The sequence below is a fragment of the Microbulbifer sp. JSM ZJ756 genome (assembly GCF_044383805.1).
In the GTDB taxonomy this organism is placed as follows: Bacteria; Pseudomonadota; Gammaproteobacteria; order Pseudomonadales; family Cellvibrionaceae; genus Microbulbifer; species Microbulbifer zhoushanensis.
In genome coordinates, this window is record NZ_JBISER010000001.1 from 352,223 (window position 1) to 372,423 (window position 20,201).

The 20,201-nt window shown below is 60.3% G+C and carries 18 protein-coding genes; 4 read left to right on the forward strand and 14 right to left on the reverse strand.

The annotated features are described in order from the left end of the window. Window positions 1-55 precede the first annotated feature (55 nt). Both ACH6CX_RS01540 and ACH6CX_RS01545 read right to left on the reverse strand, forming a co-directional pair. Entirely contained in the window at window positions 56-3,238 is a 3,183-nt protein-coding gene (locus ACH6CX_RS01540) for an efflux RND transporter permease subunit (RefSeq protein ID WP_396674435.1), read from the reverse strand. Window positions 3,239-3,249: 11 nt separating this feature from the next. Next, on the reverse strand, window positions 3,250-4,416 hold the full coding sequence (locus tag ACH6CX_RS01545) for an efflux RND transporter periplasmic adaptor subunit (protein WP_396674437.1): 1,167 nt from the start codon (window positions 4,414-4,416) through the stop codon (window positions 3,250-3,252). Between the two features lie 254 nt (window positions 4,417-4,670). On the opposite strand from ACH6CX_RS01545, the gene ACH6CX_RS01550 reads away from it, so the two are divergent. Continuing rightward, window positions 4,671-5,315, forward strand: a complete 645-nt coding sequence (locus tag ACH6CX_RS01550) for a TetR family transcriptional regulator (RefSeq protein WP_232942564.1) — start codon at window positions 4,671-4,673, stop codon at window positions 5,313-5,315. A 55-nt stretch (window positions 5,316-5,370) separates the two neighbouring features. On the opposite strand, the gene ACH6CX_RS01555 is transcribed toward ACH6CX_RS01550, so the two are convergent. Genes ACH6CX_RS01555 through ACH6CX_RS01595 form a run of 9 tightly spaced genes read right to left on the reverse strand, consistent with a single transcriptional unit; the run spans window position 5,371 to window position 12,976 of the window. After that, window positions 5,371-7,065 (reverse strand): Na(+)/H(+) antiporter subunit D, encoded by a 1,695-nt coding sequence (locus ACH6CX_RS01555; RefSeq protein WP_396674439.1) that lies wholly within the window; start codon window positions 7,063-7,065, stop codon window positions 5,371-5,373. Beyond that, entirely contained in the window at window positions 7,058-7,408 is a 351-nt protein-coding gene (locus ACH6CX_RS01560) for a hypothetical protein (RefSeq protein ID WP_396674441.1), read from the reverse strand. The genes ACH6CX_RS01555 and ACH6CX_RS01560 overlap by 8 nt, the downstream gene beginning before the upstream one ends. Window positions 7,409-7,412: 4 nt before the next feature. Next, window positions 7,413-8,879 carry a proton-conducting transporter membrane subunit gene (locus tag ACH6CX_RS01565; RefSeq protein WP_232942570.1) on the reverse strand — a complete coding sequence of 489 codons (1,467 nt, stop codon included), beginning with the start codon at window positions 8,877-8,879 and terminating at the stop codon, window positions 7,413-7,415. Next, window positions 8,879-10,360 (reverse strand): monovalent cation/H+ antiporter subunit D family protein, encoded by a 1,482-nt coding sequence (locus ACH6CX_RS01570; RefSeq protein ID WP_237061504.1) that lies wholly within the window; start codon window positions 10,358-10,360, stop codon window positions 8,879-8,881. The genes ACH6CX_RS01565 and ACH6CX_RS01570 overlap by 1 nt, the downstream gene beginning before the upstream one ends. After that, window positions 10,354-10,761 (reverse strand): cation:proton antiporter subunit C, encoded by a 408-nt coding sequence (locus ACH6CX_RS01575; RefSeq protein ID WP_232942574.1) that lies wholly within the window; start codon window positions 10,759-10,761, stop codon window positions 10,354-10,356. Before ACH6CX_RS01575 ends, ACH6CX_RS01570 begins: the two co-directional genes overlap by 7 nt. Window position 10,762: 1 nt before the next feature. Continuing rightward, window positions 10,763-11,779 (reverse strand): DUF4040 domain-containing protein, encoded by a 1,017-nt coding sequence (locus tag ACH6CX_RS01580; RefSeq protein ID WP_232942576.1) that lies wholly within the window; start codon window positions 11,777-11,779, stop codon window positions 10,763-10,765. A gap of 14 nt (window positions 11,780-11,793) precedes the next feature. Next, entirely contained in the window at window positions 11,794-12,198 is a 405-nt protein-coding gene (gene mnhG / locus ACH6CX_RS01585; protein ID WP_232942578.1) for a monovalent cation/H(+) antiporter subunit G, read from the reverse strand. Continuing rightward, on the reverse strand, window positions 12,195-12,506 hold the full coding sequence (locus ACH6CX_RS01590) for a monovalent cation/H+ antiporter complex subunit F (protein WP_396674445.1): 312 nt from the start codon (window positions 12,504-12,506) through the stop codon (window positions 12,195-12,197). Before ACH6CX_RS01590 ends, mnhG begins: the two co-directional genes overlap by 4 nt. Next, window positions 12,506-12,976 carry a Na+/H+ antiporter subunit E gene (locus ACH6CX_RS01595; RefSeq protein WP_237061508.1) on the reverse strand — a complete coding sequence of 157 codons (471 nt, stop codon included), beginning with the start codon at window positions 12,974-12,976 and terminating at the stop codon, window positions 12,506-12,508. The genes ACH6CX_RS01590 and ACH6CX_RS01595 overlap by 1 nt, the downstream gene beginning before the upstream one ends. A gap of 960 nt (window positions 12,977-13,936) precedes the next feature. Between ACH6CX_RS01595 and ACH6CX_RS01600 the strand changes: the two genes are divergently transcribed. Together ACH6CX_RS01600 and xthA are read left to right on the forward strand one after the other, a co-directional pair. Further along, entirely contained in the window at window positions 13,937-16,042 is a 2,106-nt protein-coding gene (locus tag ACH6CX_RS01600; protein ID WP_232942582.1) for a carboxy terminal-processing peptidase, read from the forward strand. A 105-nt stretch (window positions 16,043-16,147) separates the two neighbouring features. After that, entirely contained in the window at window positions 16,148-16,963 is an 816-nt protein-coding gene (xthA, locus tag ACH6CX_RS01605) for an exodeoxyribonuclease III (protein ID WP_232942584.1), read from the forward strand. Between the two features lie 48 nt (window positions 16,964-17,011). On the opposite strand, the gene modC is transcribed toward xthA, so the two are convergent. From modC to modA, 3 genes are read right to left on the reverse strand one after another with little or no spacing between them, the layout of a single operon-like run. Next, complete coding sequence (gene modC / locus ACH6CX_RS01610; protein WP_396674448.1) at window positions 17,012-18,136, reverse strand: molybdenum ABC transporter ATP-binding protein; 1,125 nt, start codon at window positions 18,134-18,136, stop codon at window positions 17,012-17,014. Further along, a complete protein-coding gene (modB, locus tag ACH6CX_RS01615) occupies window positions 18,133-18,834 on the reverse strand; it encodes a molybdate ABC transporter permease subunit (RefSeq protein ID WP_232942588.1) in 702 nt (233 codons plus the stop codon). Before modB ends, modC begins: the two co-directional genes overlap by 4 nt. Before the next feature lie 2 nt (window positions 18,835-18,836). Then, window positions 18,837-19,520 (reverse strand): molybdate ABC transporter substrate-binding protein, encoded by a 684-nt coding sequence (gene modA / locus ACH6CX_RS01620; RefSeq protein WP_237061510.1) that lies wholly within the window; start codon window positions 19,518-19,520, stop codon window positions 18,837-18,839. Between the two features lie 308 nt (window positions 19,521-19,828). Between modA and ACH6CX_RS01625 the strand changes: the two genes are divergently transcribed. Then, the gene (locus ACH6CX_RS01625; protein ID WP_232942592.1) at window positions 19,829-20,173 is read left to right on the forward strand and encodes a metalloregulator ArsR/SmtB family transcription factor; all 345 of its coding nucleotides are present in this window, start codon (window positions 19,829-19,831) and stop codon (window positions 20,171-20,173) included. Window positions 20,174-20,201 lie beyond the last annotated feature (28 nt).

Here is a 20,201-nt window from a genome sequence, read left to right on the forward strand (position 1 = left end):
TGCCGGCGTTTCCAATCAGGCGGGATGCGCCTGTTGTCAGGTCATATTCGCCCGGTCAGGTCACATCTGCCGTCGCACTTTCACGCAGGTCTCCCCTGGCGGGCGCCACTGGTTCACTTGCGGACTCTTCCGTATTGCGTGAGCGACCAAACAGCCGCTGTACGATAACGAAGAACAGCGGGATAAAGAAAATCCCCAGCAATGTCCCAACCAGCATGCCGCCCAGCACCCCGGTACCGATAGCCTGCTGGGCACCGGAACCGGCACCGGAGGCAATGGCCAGCGGCAGTACACCCAGGCCAAAGGCCAGCGAAGTCATCAGGATCGGGCGCAGACGATCGCGCACTGCGCGCATGGTGGCCTGCACCAGCTCCATGCCCTCTTCCAGGTTCTGCTTGGCGAATTCCACGATCAGGATGGCGTTCTTGCTGGTCAGGCCCACGGTGGTGAGCATGGCCACCTGGAAGTAGATATCCCGCTCCATGCCGCGCAGCGTGTTCGCGAGCACGGCCCCGAGGATGCCCAGCGGTGCGACCAGCAGTACCGCAGTGGGCACCGTCCAGCTCTCGTAGAGAGCCGCCAGGCACAGGAATACGATCAGCAACGACAGCGTATACAGCAGCGGTGTCTGTGCCCCCGCCTGGCGCTCCTGGTAAGACAGGCCGGTCCATTCCAGGCCGACGCCGCCCGGCAACTCGCTGACCAGTCGCTCCATCTCCGCCATGGCCTCACCGGAGCTGACACCCGGTGCGGCAGAGCCGTTGATCTGCATCGCCGGAACGCCGTTGTAGCGCTCAAGGCGCGGGGAGCCGTACTCCCACTCGAAGCTGGCAAAAGTCGACAGCGGCACCATTTCGCCGTCCCGGTTACGCACGGACCACTTCTGGAAATCCTCCGGCACCATTCGATACGGCGCATCAGACTGCACGTAGACCTTCTTGACCCGGCCACGGTCAATAAAGTCATCGATATAACGGCCGCCCCAGGCGGTGCCGATGGTGGTATTGATCTCGTTGATCGAGAGACCGAGTGCAGCTGCCTTCTCGGTATCAATGTTCAGGCGGAACTGGGGTGTATCGTTCTGGCCATTGGGACGCACATTTGCCAGCAGCGGGCTCTGTGCCGCCGCACCCAGGAGCTGGTCGCGCGCTTGCGTGAGCGCCTCGTGCCCCAGGTTGGCATTGTCCTTCAGGTAGAAGTCAAAGCCGCCGGAGGTACCCAGGCCCGGCAGTGCCGGGGGGGAGAACGCGAAGGCCATGGCGTCCTTGATCTGCATCAGCGCGCCCATGGCCCGCATGGCTACCGAACCCGCGTCCTGGCCAGGCTCCTCGCGCTCTTCCCAGTCGTGCATATTGATGAAGGCAATACCGTTGTTCTGGCCGCTACCCGCAAAGCTGAAGCCCTGCACGCTGAATACAGATTTAACGGTGTCCTGCTCGTTCTCGAGGTAATAGTCCTCTACTTTCTTGATCGACTCCATGGTGCGCTGCTGGGTGGCGCCCACCGGAGCATTGATCATGGAAAACAGCACACCCTGGTCCTCTTCGGGAAGGAAGGAACTGGGCAGGCGCAGGAAGAGCACCAGCATCACAGCGGCGAGGCCGGCAAACAGCAGCATAAAACGGCCGCCCCGCGCCACGATCCCGCGTACACCACGCTGGTAGCCGGCTGTTCCGCGTTCAAAATTGCGGTTGAACCAGCCGAAGAAGCCCTTCTTCGCATGCCCCTCGTCTTTCGCAATTGGCTTGAGCATGGTGGCGCAGAGGGCCGGTGTCAGCACGATGGCCACCAGCACCGACAGTGCCATGGCCGCGACGATGGTGGCCGAGAATTGCCGGTAAATTACCCCGGTGGCGCCTTCCATAAATGCCATGGGCACGAATACCGCCGAGAGCACCACGCCGATACCCACCAGCGCCCCGGTGATCTGCTTCATCGACTTGCGAGTGGCCTCTCGGGGCGAAAGGCCCTCTTCGCTCATCACCCGCTCTACGTTTTCCACCACCACAATGGCGTCGTCCACCAGCAGGCCGATGGCCAGTACCATGGCAAACATGGTGAGCATATTGATGGAGAAGCCCATCGCCGCCAGCACACCGAAAGTGCCCAGTAGTACGACCGGCACGGCAATAGTGGGAATAATCGTGGCGCGGATGTTCTGCAGGAACAGGTACATCACCAGGAATACCAGGATCACCGCCTCGATCAGCGTCTTGATCACGCCCTTGATGGATACCTCGACAAACGGTGTCGAGTCGAATGGCACCACGGTCCGGATCCCGGTGGGGAAATAGGGCTCCAGCTCCTTGAGCTTCGCCCGCACACCGTCGGCCGTCTCCAGTGCATTGGCGCCAGTGGCCAGGTTCACTGCCAGGCCGGTGGCCGGCTGGCGGTTGAAACGGCTGATGAAATCGTAATTCTCCGCACCGATCTCGACCCGCGCGATGTCTCCCAGCTTGAGCACCGAGCCATCGGGATTGGAGTGGATCACAATGTCGCGGAACTGTTCAGGAGTCTCCAGCCGGCCCTGGGATACCACATTGGCATTGAGCTGCTGGCCATCGATGGCCGGGGTTCCACCCAGGCTGCCCACCGCCACCTGCTGGTTCTGCGCCTGTACCGCCGCGATCACATCACTGGGGACCAGCTTGTAGGTTTCCAGCTTGTTCGGATCCAGCCAGATACGCATGGCGTACTGGGAACCGAATACCTGCACACCGCCCACGCCGGGCACCCGGCTGATAGCGTCGACAATATTGGCATTGATATAGTCGGCGATATCCGCACGGTCCATGCGGCCGTCCTCGGATACGAAACCCACGACCATCAGGAAGCCGCTGCGGCCCTTGCCAACATTCACCCCCTGTCGCTGCACCGCTTCCGGTAACAGCGGCAGGGCCAGTTGCAGTTTATTCTGCACCTGTACCTGGGCAATATCGGGGTCTGTGCCATTGGCGAAAGTCAGCGAGATATTCACCCGGCCATTGGATTCGCTGGTGGCGGACATATACAGCAGCCCATCGAGCCCGGTCATGCCCTGCTCGATAACCTGTGTCACCGATTCCTCCACCACCCTGGCAGATGCACCGGGGTAGCTGGCACTGATGGATACCGTGGGGGGCGCGATATCCGGGTAACGCTCTACAGCGAGCTTGCTGACCGCGAGCCCGCCACCGAGCATCACGACGATCGCGATCACCCAGGCAAAGATGGGACGGTCAATAAAGAAAGATGCCATGGTACGCCCCCTCAGGAATCAGCTGCAGCAGCGCTTTCCGCCGCAGGGGCAGGCTGTTCAGGTTCAGCGGACACGGTGGTGACCTCAACGCCCGGGCGGACTTTCTGCAGTCCCTCGACGATAACCCGGTCACCCGCCTGCAGGCCGTCCTCAACCAGCCAGTGGCTGCCAACGGTCTGGCTGACAGTCAACGGGCGCATTTCAACCTTGTTATCTGTGTTCACGACCATGGCATTGGTGTTGCCCCTGGGGTCGCGAGTGACGCCCTGCTGCGGTACCAGAATCGCATTATCGCGCACGCCGCGGCCAACCACGGCACGGACGTACATGCCGGGCAGCAGCATGTGCTCGGGATTGGGAACCACGACCCGCAGCAGGACACTGCCGGTGGTGGGGTCCACGGTGGCCTCGGCAAATTCCAGCTTGCCCTTGTGCTCGTAGGTAGATCCGTCATCAAGCAGGATCGTCACCGGGAGATCTGTGGTGTCTTCCACTTTACCGGCCTCCAGGGCACGGCGCAGTTGCAGCAGCTCGCTGGTGGACTGGTTAAGGTCGACGTATATCGGGTCGAGTTGCTGGATAGTCGCCAGTGCCTGTGCCTGGTTCGCTGTCACCAGGGCACCCTGGGTCACTGATGATTTGCCGATCCGGCCACCGATCGGGGCACTGATGCGGGCATAGTCCACCGGGATACGACTGCGCTTGACCGACGCCAGGGCATTGGCAACCGCGGCCTCTGCCTTCTTGAGGTCCGCGCGGGCACTGTCGTTATCCTGCTTGCTCACCGCGCCGGTTTTCACCAGGTTGGCGACACGGTCGGCGCGCAGCCGCGCCACCTCAAGCTCGGCCCGGGCGCTCTGCAGGTTGGCCCGGGCGCTGTCGTAGTCGGCACGGTAAGTGGCATCGTCAAGCTGGTAAAGCGGCTGGTCGGCCTCGACAATCCCGCCCTCGCGGAACAGCTGCTGTTCCACCAGGCCGTTCACCCGTGGGCGAACCTCGGCGACTTTATACGGATTGGTACGGCCCGGTAACTCACGGGTCAGGGTTACTGACTCGGGCTTCAGGGTCACCACCGCCACCTCCGGCGCCATTTGCGGCCGTCCGCCCTTTTCCTGGCTACATGCCGTCAGCAGTGACAACGCGGCCATCAGGCCGGCTAACAGATTCCGTTTCCGCATCTACACCTCTCCAGTGACCCGATGGTCCAAATGCTGCCAGCGGACCGGATGGTCAGTTCGCTTTGACAGTTATGAATGGTTAACAATGCCGCGCATTCTATCGTTTCGCCGAGATGTGCAGCAAGTATTCATTCATGCATGAATATGAATTAAACTTCGCGCCCGGATGGACCGGTAGCGCCGGCCATCCTACCCCGTATGTGGACCAATCCCGCGGGCGAATAGATAAACGGTTGCCACCAGAGGACAGAAAGTTGGCCAATAAGCGGAAAGAAGACGCGCTGGAGACAAGGGAACGCATCCTGGATGCGGCCATCACAGTATTTCACCAGCAGGGCCTGGCGCGTCCGTCACTGACCGAGGTGGCAGAGCTCGCGGGCGTCACACGCGGTGCGGTATACGGGCACTTCCGCAACAAGGCCGATGTCTTCAATGCCCTGGCCGAGCGGGTCCAGTTACCGGGTGAAAAGCTGTGCGAGGAAGGCGGCTGCGAGCCACCGGAGAACCCGCTGGGAGTCCTGCGGACCCGCTGGCTGTGGCTGTTCCAGGAAGTCGCGTGCAACCGGGACTGGCAGCTGATCCTGGATATCATCTTCCATCGTTGTGAGCTGGTCACAGAGAGCGGCGAGATCCGCCAGCGCATGCTCGACTGCACCGAGGAGGGACAGGAACGGGTCCGCCAGCTGATCAGCTGGGCGGTTGACCGGGGCCAGCTGCCCGGCGACCTGGATATCGACCTGGCAGCTCCACTGCTGCACAGTTCGCTGGTTGGCACCCTGGGCGACTGGCTGCTCCAGCCCCGCGACCGGGACCTGGCCTGTATTGGCGAGCGCTACCTGGATGCCATGATCGAAATGCTGCAGCACTCCCCTACCCTGCGCCGCAGTATACCCGCCTGAGTATTGGGGGGCGCATGGCACACAAGCGCGATGCCCCTCCCCGTCTGCAACCGACTTACAGGGCGAAGCCCAGTAACAGGTAGACGCCCAACAGCAACACCACCCCCGCGACCATACTCCCGGTCAGCCAGCTCCGTGCCAGCACGCCCGCCGGCCTGTGGTGGCTGGCGACCGAATCCATCAGGGCCCCCACGCCACCAATGGCCGCGCGGCGGACGCGATTGTCGAGGCGGAAGGCGGCGGTCACAAAGCCGCGTATTGCCTGCGGGAACAACCGGCGGTACAGCCATTCAACGTCCAGGTTGACCGACGGCAATTCCGGCGGGTACAGGCGGCGCAGGTTCAGCCATACAAACGCCAGCGCAGAGAAGAACAGCAGCTGCAGCTGGGTCAGCACATGGGTGACGTCGTAAGGTGTATACGCCATCTCATGGGGCAACAGGCTGTAGAGCGCTTGCGGGTAAATACCGATGGCCAGGCACAGGGACGCCGCAATTGTCATTGCCACCAGCATATTGGCAGGCGGCTCCTTCGCCCTGATACCCGAGTCGTGGGCAAAGAAGGCGAAGTACGGGATCTTGATGCCGGCATGGTGGAAGACACCCGCGGACGCAAACAGCAGGATCAGCCACACCCAGTCATAACCATTCTTGATCGCCGCACTCATCACCATCGACTTGCTGACAAAGCCGCTGAACAGCGGGAAGGCGGAAATCGAGGCCGCACCGACGATACACAGGATGGTGGTCTTGGGCATGGTCTTGTACAGGCCGCCCAACTCCGAACCATTGATGCGGCCGGTGACGTGCAGGACTGCCCCCATGGACATGAACAGCAGCCCCTTGAAGATCACATCGTTAAACGCATGGGCCACAGCGCCATTGATGGCCAGTGAAGTACCGATACCAATACCCACCACCATAAAGCCCAGCTGGTTGATCAGGCTGTAGGCCAGCACCCGGCGCAGGTCATTCTCGATCACGGCATAAAAGATCGGGAAACAGGCCATGGTCGCACCGATGTAGACCAGCAACTCTGTGCCCGGATAGGCCCGCGCCAGTGCATATACCGCCGCCTTGGTGGTGAATGCACTCAGGAACACAGTGCCGGTCGGGGTGGATTCCGGGTAAGCATCGGTGAGCCAGTTGTGGAAGAAAGGGAAGGCACACTTGATACCGAAGGCCAGGAAGATCATCCAGCTGTAGGCGTTGTCGCCCAGCCCGATCTGCCCGAAAGCGAGAGAGCTGTGGGCCTGGCCGTAGAAGATAATCCCGCCTAGCAACAGCAGGCCCGAGAGAATATGCAGCGTGAAGTACCGCAGGCCGGCCATATACGCGCGGCCATTGCGGCGCGCCCAGACCAGGAATACGGAAGTGACCGCGAGCAGCTCCCAGAAAATAAACAGGGTCAGCAGGTCCCCCGCAAATACTGCGCCCAGGGCACTACCGGCATAGAGCAGGCTGACCACCTGCTGCAGGGTGTCGCGCACATGCAGTGCGTAAATGATCGCAATCAATGCCGCTACATGGAACAGGTAGCCGAATAACAGGCTCAGCTTGTCTGCACGGAAAAGCAACAGGTCAAATTCGAGCACCGAATAGGCCCCGAAACTGCCAGCGCCCAGCATCCACAGGTTGGCCAGTCCCAGCAAGGGTACAGCGATCATTACCAGTGCGCGCGGCCAGCCACGCAGGACCAGTGCCAGCAATGCGGCGACGAAAAACGGAATGAAAGGTGCCACCTCAAACATGTTCCTGACCTCCACTCATCCCTTCCTCCTGCGACCGTGATTCCGTACCGGTCGCACCATTGGCCCCGGTAGCCGTATCACCGCCGAGCTCCAGCCGGTCGTAATAGTCTTCCGGGCGCATCAGGAACCTGCGCATCCACTTGGCAATGATCACCAGGATCACACAACCAACGAATCCATACAGCGGGTAGAACCCGGGTAGCCCTTCCCAGCCGTGTTCTGTATGCCGGTGGACCACGAAATCCGCGAGCACCAGCAGCGCGCAGATCGCGTAGAAGGTGCGCAGGATCCGCTGGATATTCTCCGGCTTGTCGAAAAAGTCTTGCTTGTCACCAGTGCTCATCGGGTCAGATTCCGGCCTTGATCAGCTGATAGATAATGTCGGGGTAAATCAATAGCAGGACACAGCCCGTGGCTGTAATCCCCAGCGCCAGCAACGACGGCCACGGGGCCTCGCGTACGGCGACACTGGCGTCGCCGGTATCGGCCGGTAACGCATCGGAGAAAAATGCCCGCAACGGGATCGGTAACAGGTAGGCGATACTGAGCAGCGAACTCACCATCAGCAGCCCCATCAGCCACAGCTCGCCTGCCTCCAGGGTACCCAGTAACAGGTACCACTTGCTCCAGGTGCCGCCGGTTGGCGGAATACCGATAATACAGAGGCTGGCGACCAGGAAGGCGCCCATGGTAATTGGCATCTGCCGGCCCAGGCCGCGCAACTGCCCCACCTCGGTTTTGTGGGCAGCCACCAGGATGGCACCCGCACAGAAAAACAGGGTGATCTTGCCAAAGGCGTGCATCACGATGTGCATCGCACTGCCGGTCATCCCGGCGCTGGTCGCCAGTAGTGCGCCCAGGGTGATATAGCCAAGCTGGCTCACGGTGGAGTACGCGAGACGCTTCTTCAGGTTTTCCTGCCGCATTGCCACAATGGCGGCCAGCAGGATTGATGCGCCCGCCAGGTAGAGCAGCCACTGGGTGGCGGGAATCTCACGCAGGGTCTCAAGGCCAAAAATCAGCAGGCACACCTTGAGCAGCACAAAGACACCCGCCTTTACCACCGCAACCGCGTGCAGGAGAGCACTTACCGGAGTTGGCGCCACCATGGCAGCCGGCAGCCAGCGATGAAACGGCATGATCGCCGCCTTGCCCACACCGAATACATAAAGGACAAGCAATAACGACAACAGGCCTGCCGGGGTATCCCCGCTGAATACGCCCCCGCGCTGGAAAGACAGTGTCCCGGCCAGCAACCAGGTGGCGATGATTGCCACCAGGAAGAAAGCCACCGAGGTGCCCAGCAAGATGCCCAGGTAAACGCGACCACCTTCCCGCGCCTTGTCGGTACCGGCATGGGTGACCAGCGGATAGGTACACAGCGTCAGGATCTCGTAGAAAACGAATAGGGTGAACAGGTTCTCGGCAAAGGCGATGCCCATCACCGCAGCGATGGAAATCGCAAAAAATGCAAAGAAGCGGGTCTGGTTCTGCTCGCCGTGCCCCCGCATATAGCCAATGGCGTAGAGCGTGGTGACGATCCACAGGCCACTGGCGACCATGGCAAACAGCAGCCCCAGGGGCTCAACCCGGAATGCCAGCGCCAGTCCCGGGAGCACCTCAAGCCACAACAGCTCTACCGCCTGCCCCGCCATGATCACCGGGTAAAGGTTGCAGACCGAGGCAAACAGCAGGGTGCCGGCGACCAGCGATACGCTCTCACGCAGGTTCTGGTGCTTGCCGGTGAGCGCGATACCGGCCGCTGCCAGCAGGGGAATCAGGAGGCTGAGTTGCAGGAGGCCTACAGCAGACATTATTGGATACCTCCCAGCAGGTACTGCGCCGCGGCACCGGTGACTTCAACCGGCAGGCGCGTATCGATACCAAAGTAGATGTTCGCGCCGATAAGGATCCACGTAGGCACCAACAGGGACAGCGGGGCTTCGCCAACAGTCACGTCCCCGCCCGCAGGTGCCTGACGGAAGTATCCCGCCTCTACCAGGCGCCAGACATAGATTGCAGCGATCAGCGAGCCGAGCACCACCAGCAGTGCCACCAACCACATATCGCTCTCGATAGCGGCAGTAATCAGGTACCACTTGCTGACAAACCCCACGGTGAGCGGCATGCCGATCAGGCTGATCCCGCCGATCACGATGGCCGCCATGGTCCAGGGCATGGTGCGCCCGAGACCGTTGAAGGCATCGATCCGGCTGCTGCCCAGGCGATAGACCAGGCCTGCCAGTGCCAGGAACAGGCCACCCTTCATCAATGCATGGTTGAACAGGTGCAACAGTGTTGCCTGCATGGCGACGACACTGCTGATACCGATACCCACCACCATGTAGCCGATCTGGGCAACACTGGAATAGGCCAGCATCCGCTTGATGTCTACCTGGTAAATGGCGACAACCGAGGCCACAAACACACCCACCAGGCCCAGGCCGATAAACAGGGACTGTAATGGCAGGCTGGTGAGTGAGAAGTCGATACCGAATACGGTGACGATAAAACGCACCAGCAAGTACAGGGCCACCTTGGTGGCTGTCGCTGCGAGAAAGGCAGTAACGATGGACGGTGCAAACGCGTAGGCGTTGGGCAACCACATATGGAGCGGGAACAGTGCCAGCTTCAGGCACACGCCGACAACAATAAAGGCGAAGGCAGCGAGTACTGTACTGGAGCTGCCGAGCTCGGGGAGGCGCAACGCCAGGTCGGCCATATTGAGGGTACCGGTCATCATGTACAGGAAGCCGATACCAATGAGGATAAACGTCGCCCCGATGGTCCCCATGATCAGGTACTGGAATGCGGCCCACAATGAACGCCGGTCCCGCCCCAGTGCAATCAGTGCATAGGTGGCGAGGGAAGAGATTTCCAGGAATACAAATACATTGAATACGTCACCGGTAGCGACGATACCCAGCAGCCCGGCAAAACACAGCAGGTAGAGGGTATAAAACAGTGTCTGCCGCAGGTCGTCCATTTCGCGCTGCACACTCTGCCGCGCCGCGGCAATCACTGCAGTGCCCAGGCCGGTGACCACCAGCAGCACCCAGGCGTTGAGCAGGTCGATCCGGTATTCAATCCCCCAGGGCGCCTCCCAGCCCCCCAGACGGTAGCTGATGGGCCCGGAGTCGATCACCTGCTGTAGCAGCAGGACACTGACAACCAGTGCGCCAGCACTGACCAGCAGGGAAAAGAACCAGACCAGGCTGGAGCGCCGGATCAGCATGCACGAGGGTGCGGCTACCAGCGGCAGGATAACCTGTAAAATCGGTAAGTGGCTCAGCACTGCACTTCCTCCGCCTGCATCTCACGCTTCTCCTGTTCTGCCTGGATCTCACGCTTTTCTTCCTCTGCCTGGATCTCACGCTCCTCTACCGAGCCATAGGCCCGCATGATCCGGATCACCAGGGCCAGGGCCAGCGAAGTGGTGGCGATGCCGACCACAATTGCAGTGAGGATCAATACGTGGGGCAGTGGGTTGGAGTAGACATTTTCCCCCTCTATCAGGATCGGCGCCGCACCGCCATCCACTTTGCCCACACTGATATAAAAGATGAAAACAGAAGTCTGGAAGATATTCAGGCCAATGATTTTCTTGATCAGGTTGCCCTGTGCCACAACCATGTACAGGCCAATCATCATCAGCGCGATAACAATCCAGTAGTTGTACAGCGATGTTATTAACACCTTATCCGGCCCTCCCCGGGCTTAACTGCTCCGGCGCATCGTTGCGATCCTGTAGCTGCTCCGAGAACAGATAGAACACCAGCATCATCACAGCGGCCACAGTAATGCCGACCCCCAACTCGATGACGATAATACCTATGTGCTGCCCGCTTACCGGGTCTCCGGCAAGCGCACTGTAATCGAGGAAGTTTTTACCGGTTGCCATGCCCAGCAGGCCTACTGAACCGTAAATCAGTACTCCCAGGGCGGCGAGGAATTGCACCAGGCCATTCCCGGCCACACGGCGAACTGCGTCGAGGCCAAACACCAGGGCGTAGAGGATAAAACCAACAGCGAAGATCACCCCGGCCTGGAAGCCGCCGCCGGGGCCGTACTCACCGTGAAACTGCACGTAGAGCGCATATACCAGTATCGGCGGAATCAGTACCTTTGCTGCCATACGCAACACCAGGTGCTGCCGCGGTATAGCCTGGAGGGCCGTCCCCGTCTCGCGCGCCCCCCGCATTCCCAGCAACAGGCTCAACACACCCAGGCCGGCAGTAAAGATCACCACCACTTCACCGAGGGTGTCGTAGGCGCGATAACTGGCCAGTACCGAAGTCACGATATTGGGGATGCCGATTTCAGCCATGGAATCCTGGATATAGCGGGGTGCCACGTGGGTCTGGGCTGGCGCGGTGGGGTCGCCAAACGCGGGCATATCCAGTGTTGCCGCCACCAGCAGGGCACCAACGGTGGCCACCAGGCCCAACGCCAGCAGGGCGCGTTTGCGATCGGAACGCTGCTTGCGGCCGCACAGGGCCAGCGTGGCCAGGATCAGCAGCGGTGAAATACCCGCACCCACCGCAGCCTCGGTAAAGGCCACATCCACCGCACCCATCGTCATGAAGAAGCTTGCGGACAACAATCCGTAAATGCCGGCCAGCATTGCGGCACTGAAGAGATCCCGCGTCCAGGCGATAGCCACCGCTGTGGTCAGCAAGAGGCTAAGCAGGACAATATCGAGTACTAAATCCATGTGGTCACCCCAGTTCAGGCGCGGTCGGCATTGGCTGCGTCCGCCTCGAGGGCCGGTTCCGCGATTTCTGTCCCTTGCCCCGGTTCAGGGAATGCCTCATCGGCACCCTGCTCTGCTACCGGCTCCAGCCGTAGTGGGCTGTGCTGGGCGGCCTTGGCGAGCGCATGGCTGGCAGCGGGACTGGTAAAAAAGATAAACAGGAGAATCAGGCCCAGTTTGAACAGTGCAAGGCTCCAGCCGGCCTGCAGCATCAGCGCACAGACAATCAGGAAGGTGGCCAGGGTATCGGTCACCCCCGCCGCATGCATGCGTGTATAAAAATCAGGAAAGCGCAACAGGCCGACTGCCCCTGAAACCATAAACAGGCAGCCCAGCGCCAGCAGTAGCCCGCTCAGGCCGTCCACCAGCAAATCGCTCATGAGCCAGCCCCCCCTTCACCAGGAGTATATTCATGCCGGCCAGCCCTTTGGTCCCGGCTACCGGAACGAAACTCGAAGTAGCGCAGCACGCCCACCACGCTGACAAAATTGATCAGTGCGTAAACCAGGGCAATATCCAGGAACTCGGGCTTACCCAACGTGAAGCAGATCACCGCGATCAACACCACCGTTTTGGTGCCAAACACGTTCACCGCCAGGATACGGTCATAGATGGTGGGACCCAACAGGGCCCGGACAAGTGCCAGGACCATAACCACCAGCAGAGCTAAAATTGTTGCAGCGAGCATTATTTTTCCAGAGCCCTCACTTCGCGTTCCATTTCCCCACCGCGCAGGTCTTCTAACCCGCCGGCAGTCAGTGCATGCACCAGGATCTCATCGCCCTCGATATCCACAGCCACGGTACCCGGTGTCAGGGTAATGGAGTTGGCATAAAGCACCTTCCCCAGATCGGAATGGAAGCGTGCGGGGATCCGCGCGCTCACCGGACTGATGGATGCAGGCCCGCGCCATACATTAATCACCACGTCGATATTGCTGCGCACAATCTTTGTGAAAAGCCACCAGTAGTATCGCGGCAGGCGGGACAAAAGATGCACGGGCTGCGACTCCTGGTCTATCAACCCCATGCGCCGTGCAATCACCATAACCAGTAATACCGAGACCAGGCCAAAGGAAAGCAGGAGCCCGGTGTAATGGCCGGAGTTGGCCAACCAGACGAATGCAAGAATCGCGAACAGTGCCAGTGTGTAACGCATCAATGGACTCTCGTGGCCAGGGGGGAGATAACGGTGCGCATGGCGGGATTAGCGCGCTCTGCAGATGGCATAGGCACCGGCCCACAAATTCGGGAAACCGTGCAGGTCGCCGCTGGCAGAACAACGTGGGACACGTGACTCAAGCGGGGACATGAGTCCTCCGCACAAGGAAAGCAGCAAGGGTCTTTTTGTTGTGGCCATACCTGCCTGTTTTGTGCGCAATTTATTGTCAACCAGGTCGGCCCACTTATAGGGGACCAGGCCCTGTGTATTCATCGTTCTTTTGCTTGCAACGTTCCCGACCACTGCAGCACTTTCTGCCGCAAACGTTGTCGGGTTCGTAAGAAAAATCTCACCAACCGTATCAGTGTGTCAAGAGATACAAGAGATTCACATAGTCCCGTCACGCCCATCGCCCGACTTTCCGGTCCCTCTGCGCTGGTCACCCCCGGTCCCGCCTATTCGCTAAGGGAACCGTAGCTTCTTCTCACAGCCAAGTAATGGTGCGGGTTTGGAGGTGGCCGCCAGGTCCGCAGTAGTCCTCCAGGAGTGCCCCACCTGGCAACCTCGGGACCAGTTACCGAAAAGCGGTCACATCCAGGCGGTGACCAGTGCGTCGAAGGTGACTGGGTGGCAAATTGGGAGCTGGGGCCGGCTATTGCGAGTTGCCGGGCGGTAGTCACAGGGCCAGCTGCTGTGCAAAAAAAGAGCAAAATCTCGGATCAGCGCAATCTACTATCGTGCCAGTTGAGTATATACACGCGTCAAACCGGTCAAATACGCAACAAAATGTCTAAAATAAGCCCTTCACGACACCGTCTGCCTCGGATGAGAGGCAACTCATGCCTTTTGGAGCTTTCAGCCTTTATACTTGTCCTAAGCTATAAGTCGCCAACGCCCCGGGTTCGTTCCCGCCGGGTTGCGCGGCGCCTTGAAGTAGGACGTATAAAGAGACTCCCTATGCTTACCAATCGGATCACATCCCTGTTCTCCGGTCTCCTGATTCTTGCCTTTACTGCCGCTACCCCGCTTCACGCGGCAGAGGTGGACACCCTGCAGCCCGAGGACGGCCAGGGTGGCACCGCGCGCGAGATCGTGGGCAAGCTGGAAATGCTGCACTACAACAAGCAGAAGGTGGGCGATGAGATGTCCGCCGAACTGTGGGATGAGTACATCGATGCCCTCGATCCTACCCGCAGTTATTTCCTGGCGTCAGATATCGCCGAGTTTCGTGAATGGCGCGACGACCTGGATGACCAGCTGCGCACAGGTGAGGTCAATGCCGGGTTTGAGATCTACAACCGCTACCGCCTGAGGGTTACCGACCGGTTGAATAATATTCTGTCGCAGCTGGACAAGGGCCTGCCCAGTTTCGACTTTACCCGCGATGAGTCACTGGTAATGGACCGCGAGGAGGCCGAGTGGCCGGGTTCCATCAGTGCCGCCGATGAGCTTTGGCGCAAACGACTCAAGTCCAGCATCCTGAACCTGCGGTTGACCGAAAAGGAAGACAAGGAAATCCAGGAAATGCTGGTGCGCCGCTACCAGGGCCAGCTCAAGCGTATCAAGCAGCAGACCAGCGACGATGTGTTCGAGCTCTACATGAACTCGCTGACGCGCCTTTACGACCCGCACAGTAATTACCTGTCACCGCGCTCGCTGGAAAACTTCAACATGAGCATGTCCCTGTCGCTCGAAGGTATCGGCGCGGTCCTGCAGATGGAGGAGGAGTACACCAAGGTAGCGCGCCTGGTTGCCGGGGGGCCGGCGGATCGCACGGGCAAGGTCAAGCCCAACGACAAGATCGTCGCTGTGGGCCAGGGCAAGGAAGGCGAACTGGTGGATGTGATTGGCTGGCGCCTGGACGATGTCGTCGACCTTATCAGGGGCTCTGCAGGCACCTTTGTGCGCCTGGAGACCATCCCCACCGGCGGCGACGGCTCCCATCGCACCATCCTGATCAAGCGCAGCAAGGTGAAGCTGGAAGACCAGGCGGCAAAGAAAGCGATCTTCGAATTCTCCGATGGCGAGAAGAACTACAAGGTTGGCGTGATCAACCTCCCGACTTTCTACATCGACTTCGAGGCCTATCGCCGTCGCGACCCGAACTACAAGAGCACCACCCGTGACGTGGCACGCCTGCTCGACGAGCTGAAGGCGGAAAATGTCGACGGTATCATCCTGGACCTGCGGAACAACGGCGGCGGCTCCCTGCAGGAAGCCACTATGCTGACCGACCTGTTTATCGACCAGGGTCCAGTGGTGCAGATCCGCCATGCCAACGAGCAGATCTCCCGCCACAACCGCTCCCGTTCACGGGCCATGTATCGCGGGCCGCTGATGGTCCTGATCAATCGCCTTTCCGCCTCGGCGTCAGAAATTTTTGCCGGCGCCATCCAGGACTACAACCGCGGTATCGTGGTGGGTAACCAGTCTTTCGGTAAGGGCACTGTGCAGACCATGGCGCCGCTGAAAGAGGGGCAGCTGAAGATCACCCAATCCAAGTTCTACCGGGTCTCCGGCGATAGTACCCAGCATGCTGGTGTGACACCGGACATTTCCATGCCGCAGCTGATCGATGCGGAGAGCGTTGGTGAGAGTGCCTACGATACCGCCCTGCCCTGGGACCGTATCCACGCCGTGCCGCACGCCAAGTACTTCAACCTGAAGGAGATGCTGCCGGACCTGGTCAGCAAGCATAACGAGCGCACGGCAGCTGACCCGGACTTCATCTACCTGCGAGAGCAGTTCAGCTTTGAGAGTGAGCGCGCCGACCGCAAGTTTGTCTCCCTCAACGAACTGGCCCGCAAGCAGGAGCGTGAGGATATCAATCAGCGTCTCCTGACAATGGAGAACCGCCGCCGCTCCGCCAAGGGGCTGGAACCCTATGAGTCCTTCGAGGCTTACGAGGAAAGCGAGTCTGAGAACACTGCAGCCATTGGCGGGCCGGTAGAAATCAAGCTGGAGGATGACCCGATCCTCAACGAGGCCGGATATATCATGTCCGACTTTATTGGCATGACCGAGAAAACCGCCAAGGCTCCGCCGCAGGTCGCCAATTTCTGACTGTTCCGGACGGCGGGCCCGGCCGGGCCCGCCGTAACACTGGTATCCATTTGATATTATGCAGGTTGGGCTATGCCCGACCTTTTTATTTTGTGTGGGGGAAAAATGAAAGTCGTTTCATTCAATGTAAACAGTATCCGTGCGCGACTGCACCAGCTGGAAGCCCTGGTGGACAGCCATGCCCCGGATATTATCGGCCTGCAGGAAACCAAGGTCACCGACGAGGACTTCCCGGTGGATGCAGTGCGTGACCTGGGTTATGAGGTGATCTATTTCGGCCAGAAAACCCATTACGGTGTCGCCCTGCTCTCCCGCTACCCGTTTATCGATCGTGAATACGGTTTCCCCAAAGACGAGGACAACGCCCAGCGGCGCATGGTCGCGGGCAAGTTCGATATCGGTGGCGACTCTCCGCTCACCGTCATCAACGGCTACTTCCCCCAGGGTGAAAACCGCGAGCATCCGGTCAAGTTCCCCGCCAAGCGCAAATACTACGCGGACCTGGACGACTACCTGCAGACCACCTGCAAACCCGAGGCGCCGGTGCTGGTGATCGGTGATATGAATATCTCCCCCACCGACCTGGATATCGGTATTGGAGAATCCAACCGCAAGCGCTGGCTGCGGGATGGCAAGTGCAGCTTCCTGCCGGAAGAGCGTGAATGGCTGGAAAAAATCCAGGGCTGGGGCCTGGTAGACACCTTCCGCAGCAAGCACCCCGATACTGATGACATCTTCAGCTGGTTCGACTACCGCAGCCGCGGCTTCGACCGCGATCCCAAGCGCGGGCTGCGTATCGACCTGATCCTCGCCACCCAGATGCTGGCAGACAAATGCGTGGACGTGGGTGTGGACTACGATATTCGCGGCATGGAGCGCCCCTCGGATCACGCCCCGGTTTGGGCCGACTTCGAGCTTTAAACCTCTCCCCGCCCGGCTATCCGGGCGGGGATAAAATGGCCGCCGGACTCAGTTGACGATTGCGGCTGACTTGACCTGGGCCCAGACCCGGCTTCCGGCGGCGAGTCCCAGGTCCGCCAGGGAACGTCGGGTAACCCGGGCCAGTATCACGCTACTCCCCATACGGAGCTGCACCAGGGCCAGGGCACTGCCCTCCTCTTTTGCTATGGCGGACACGGTTGCCTGCAGCCGGTTCAGGATGCTGGTGTCGTCGTGGCTATGCAGCGCAATACTGACATCCCGGGCGAAAATCCGGACCCGCAGCGACCTTCCAACTGTGAGGCCATGGTTCGCCAACCACAGGTGCCCCCCGGGTATACTGATCCGTGCCAGGTCCCATTGCGAGTCACACTCCGTGACAGACCCTTCCAGTACAACACAGCGCTCATCATCCGGTGCCACAGGCATATAAGGGTCTGCCAGTATTTCAGCCTGGCTGCCCGCCCCCACCTGGCGCCCGCGTTCCATGACAATGACGTGATCCGCCAGGCGGGCGATCTCGTCGAGGGAGTGGCTGACATAGAGAATTGGCAGCGCAAACTCCTCCCGCAGCCGCTCCAGGTAAGGCAGGATTTCCAGCTTGCGACCTGTATCCAGTGACGCCAGCGGTTCATCCATCAGCAGCAGCCTTGGACAGCTCAACAGCGCGCGCGCGATGGCCACCCTCTGCCGCTCCCCGCCGGACAGCTGGTGCGGGTAGCGCCCCAACAGCGGCCCTATAGCCATCAAGGCCACGACATGTTTGTAAAGCCCTGGTGGCGGCGCCGGGCGCGCCCGGCGAAATGCATACTGCAGGTTTCCATCTGCGGTCAGGTGATTGAGGAGGGAGGATTCCTGGAATACGTACCCAACCGGTCGCCTGTGCGGCGGCATGAACACAGCCGGGCCTTGCCAGGTTTCCCCGCCCACTGTCAGTTGGCCGTCATCACTTTTCTGGAGGCCCGCGATGCACCTCAGCAATGTAGTCTTGCCCGATCCTGACTGGCCAAAAATACCAGTAATTCCGCTACCGGGCAGCCTGGCATCCACAGACAGGGAAAACCCCGGGTCACCTGCGCCGGCAGGGTAACTGAACTGGAAGCGCGCGATAATCTCGTCCGCTGGCACGGCTTCCTGATTCGCTCCCGGCTTCATTGTACGGCCCCCATGCGCAGCGCGGCATGCGAGCGCTGGTGACGGAAACCGTAAAGCGCAAGCAGTACCACAAATGAGAACAGCAGCATGCCACCAGACAACCAGTGAGCCTTGTCATACTGCATCATCTCAACGTAATCGTAGACCTGCACCGAAACCACGCGAGTCTCTCCGGGAATATTGCCCCCGATCATCAGGATGACGCCAAACTCCCCTACCGTATGAGCGAAGCCCAGGATCGCGGCACTGATAAACCCGGGCCGGGCCTGGGGCAGCACCACCGTAAAGAAGCGGTCCCAGGGCCCCGCCCGCAGGGTCGCGGCTACTTCAAGTGGCCGCTCCCCAATCGCCTCAATCGCATTCTGGATTGGCTGGACCACGAACGGCAGCGAATAGAACAGCGACGCCACGACCAGCCCCCAGAACGTAAACGGCAGGGTGCCCCAGCCCAGTGAGGTGGTGAGCTGGCCGATCGGCCCGCCGGGCCCCATGGAGAGCAACAGGTAAAAGCCCAGTACTGACGGGGGCAGCACCAGGGGCAATGCCACCAGCGCGCTCACCGGCCCTTTCCAGCGGGAACTGGTGCGGGCCAGCCACCAGGCAATGGGTGTACCCAGCAATAGCAGCAGTATGGTCACCGTCACCGCCAGCCGCAGGGTCAGGCCAATGGCAATCCAGTCCGCCTCGGAAAAACCCATGGCTACTCCTCGCTCACGGGTAGCTGGTAGCCGTGGGACTCGATCAGGGCCGCAGACCTGGGCGAGCGCAGGAAAGCGAGCAAGGCGCGGGCGGCCGGGTTTTCTGCACCTTGCTCCAGGAGTACTGCATCCTGGCGGATCGGCCGGTGCATACTGGAGGGCACCACCCAACCGGAGCCCCGCGCGATTCGCCCCTCTTTCATTACCTGGGATAAAGCAACAAATCCCAGCTCCGCATTGCCAGTGGCGACAAACTGGAACGCCTGGGAAATATTTTCACCCTGCACCCAGCGGCTGCGAGTCGTCTCAACCAGCTCCAGCGAGCCGAGCACCTGTACGGCTGCGGCGCCGTAAGGGGCCAGGCGTGGATTGGCGAGCGCAAGTTTGCGATATCCGCCTTCCCGCAGCGCCCCTGGGCCGTCGGATACCCTGCCGGTTACAGGAGACCAGAGCACCAGCCGGCCAATGGCATAGGTGAATGCACTACCGGGCTCGGCCAGGCCGGCATTCAGGAGGGCGTGAGGCTTGGCCTGGTCGGCCGAGAGGAAAATATCGAAAGGGGCGCCATTGCTGACCTGGGCGAAGAATTTTCCGGAGGAACCGAAAGCCAGGCGCACCCGATGTCCGGTGGACTCCTCGAATGCTGCCGCGATCACCTTCATGGGTGCGGCAAAATTGGAAGCCACGGCCGCAATTACCTCTTCGGCCCGGGCAGGCAGCACAATGGCGGTGAGTATTAATGAAAGGAGTATCCGGCGCCCGCGCAAATTCCCTCCCCGCACCTGGCAAGCTGCTGTCTGCCCCTTCACGAGGCGGCCATCTCCACATAATTACTCTTATACTGCACGATACACCCATGGCCTACAAGCACGGCACCATCGGGACTTTCATGCCCCGGCGTGTGCCGGTATGGCATAAACATTCCCACTGCCACATATATGGATTTCCATATATACTGCCCGGAGTTATTCAACATTACCCCGGGGACCCGGCCTTGAGCCCGTTGCAATTCTATAAGTGCCTTGCAGATGGCACCCGCCTGCGTAGCTTGCTACTGATTGCCCGGGAGGGCGAACTCTGTGTATGCGAACTGGTGGAAGCCCTGGGCGATAGCCAGCCAAAAATATCGCGGCACCTCGCCCAGCTCCGTGAGTGCGGCCTGCTGAGCGACCGGCGCCAGGGGCAATGGGTATTCTACCGGCTTGCCCCGCAAATGCCGGAATGGGCCACGGCTGTCCTGCAACATACTCTTGAGGGCGATGAGGCGTTGCTGAGTGAGCCGCTGCAGCGACTTGGGGGAATGGCGAACCGCCCCGAACGCTGTTCTAGCAACTGCTGAGCGAGCTCCCGCCCGAACTCGACAAACC

Bases quoted from the DNA above. Each gene is read 5' to 3' on its own strand.
- ACH6CX_RS01540 (WP_396674435.1), bottom strand. From the start codon at position 3,238: ATGGCATCTTTCTTTATTGACCGTCCCATCTTTGCCTGGGTGATCGCG.
- ACH6CX_RS01545 (WP_396674437.1), bottom strand. From the start codon at position 4,416: ATGCGGAAACGGAATCTGTTAGCCGGCCTGATGGCCGCGTTGTCACTG.
- ACH6CX_RS01555 (WP_396674439.1), bottom strand. From the start codon at position 7,065: ATGTTTGAGGTGGCACCTTTCATTCCGTTTTTCGTCGCCGCATTGCTG.
- ACH6CX_RS01560 (WP_396674441.1), bottom strand. From the start codon at position 7,408: ATGAGCACTGGTGACAAGCAAGACTTTTTCGACAAGCCGGAGAATATC.
- ACH6CX_RS01565 (WP_232942570.1), bottom strand. From the start codon at position 8,879: ATGTCTGCTGTAGGCCTCCTGCAACTCAGCCTCCTGATTCCCCTGCTG.
- ACH6CX_RS01580 (WP_232942576.1), bottom strand. From the start codon at position 11,779: ATGGATTTAGTACTCGATATTGTCCTGCTTAGCCTCTTGCTGACCACA.
- mnhG (WP_232942578.1), bottom strand. From the start codon at position 12,198: ATGAGCGATTTGCTGGTGGACGGCCTGAGCGGGCTACTGCTGGCGCTG.
- ACH6CX_RS01590 (WP_396674445.1), bottom strand. From the start codon at position 12,506: ATGCTCGCTGCAACAATTTTAGCTCTGCTGGTGGTTATGGTCCTGGCA.
- ACH6CX_RS01595 (WP_237061508.1), bottom strand. From the start codon at position 12,976: ATGCGTTACACACTGGCACTGTTCGCGATTCTTGCATTCGTCTGGTTG.
- ACH6CX_RS01600 (WP_232942582.1), top strand. From the start codon at position 13,937: ATGCTTACCAATCGGATCACATCCCTGTTCTCCGGTCTCCTGATTCTT.
- xthA (WP_232942584.1), top strand. From the start codon at position 16,148: ATGAAAGTCGTTTCATTCAATGTAAACAGTATCCGTGCGCGACTGCAC.
- modC (WP_396674448.1), bottom strand. From the start codon at position 18,136: ATGAAGCCGGGAGCGAATCAGGAAGCCGTGCCAGCGGACGAGATTATC.
- modB (WP_232942588.1), bottom strand. From the start codon at position 18,834: ATGGGTTTTTCCGAGGCGGACTGGATTGCCATTGGCCTGACCCTGCGG.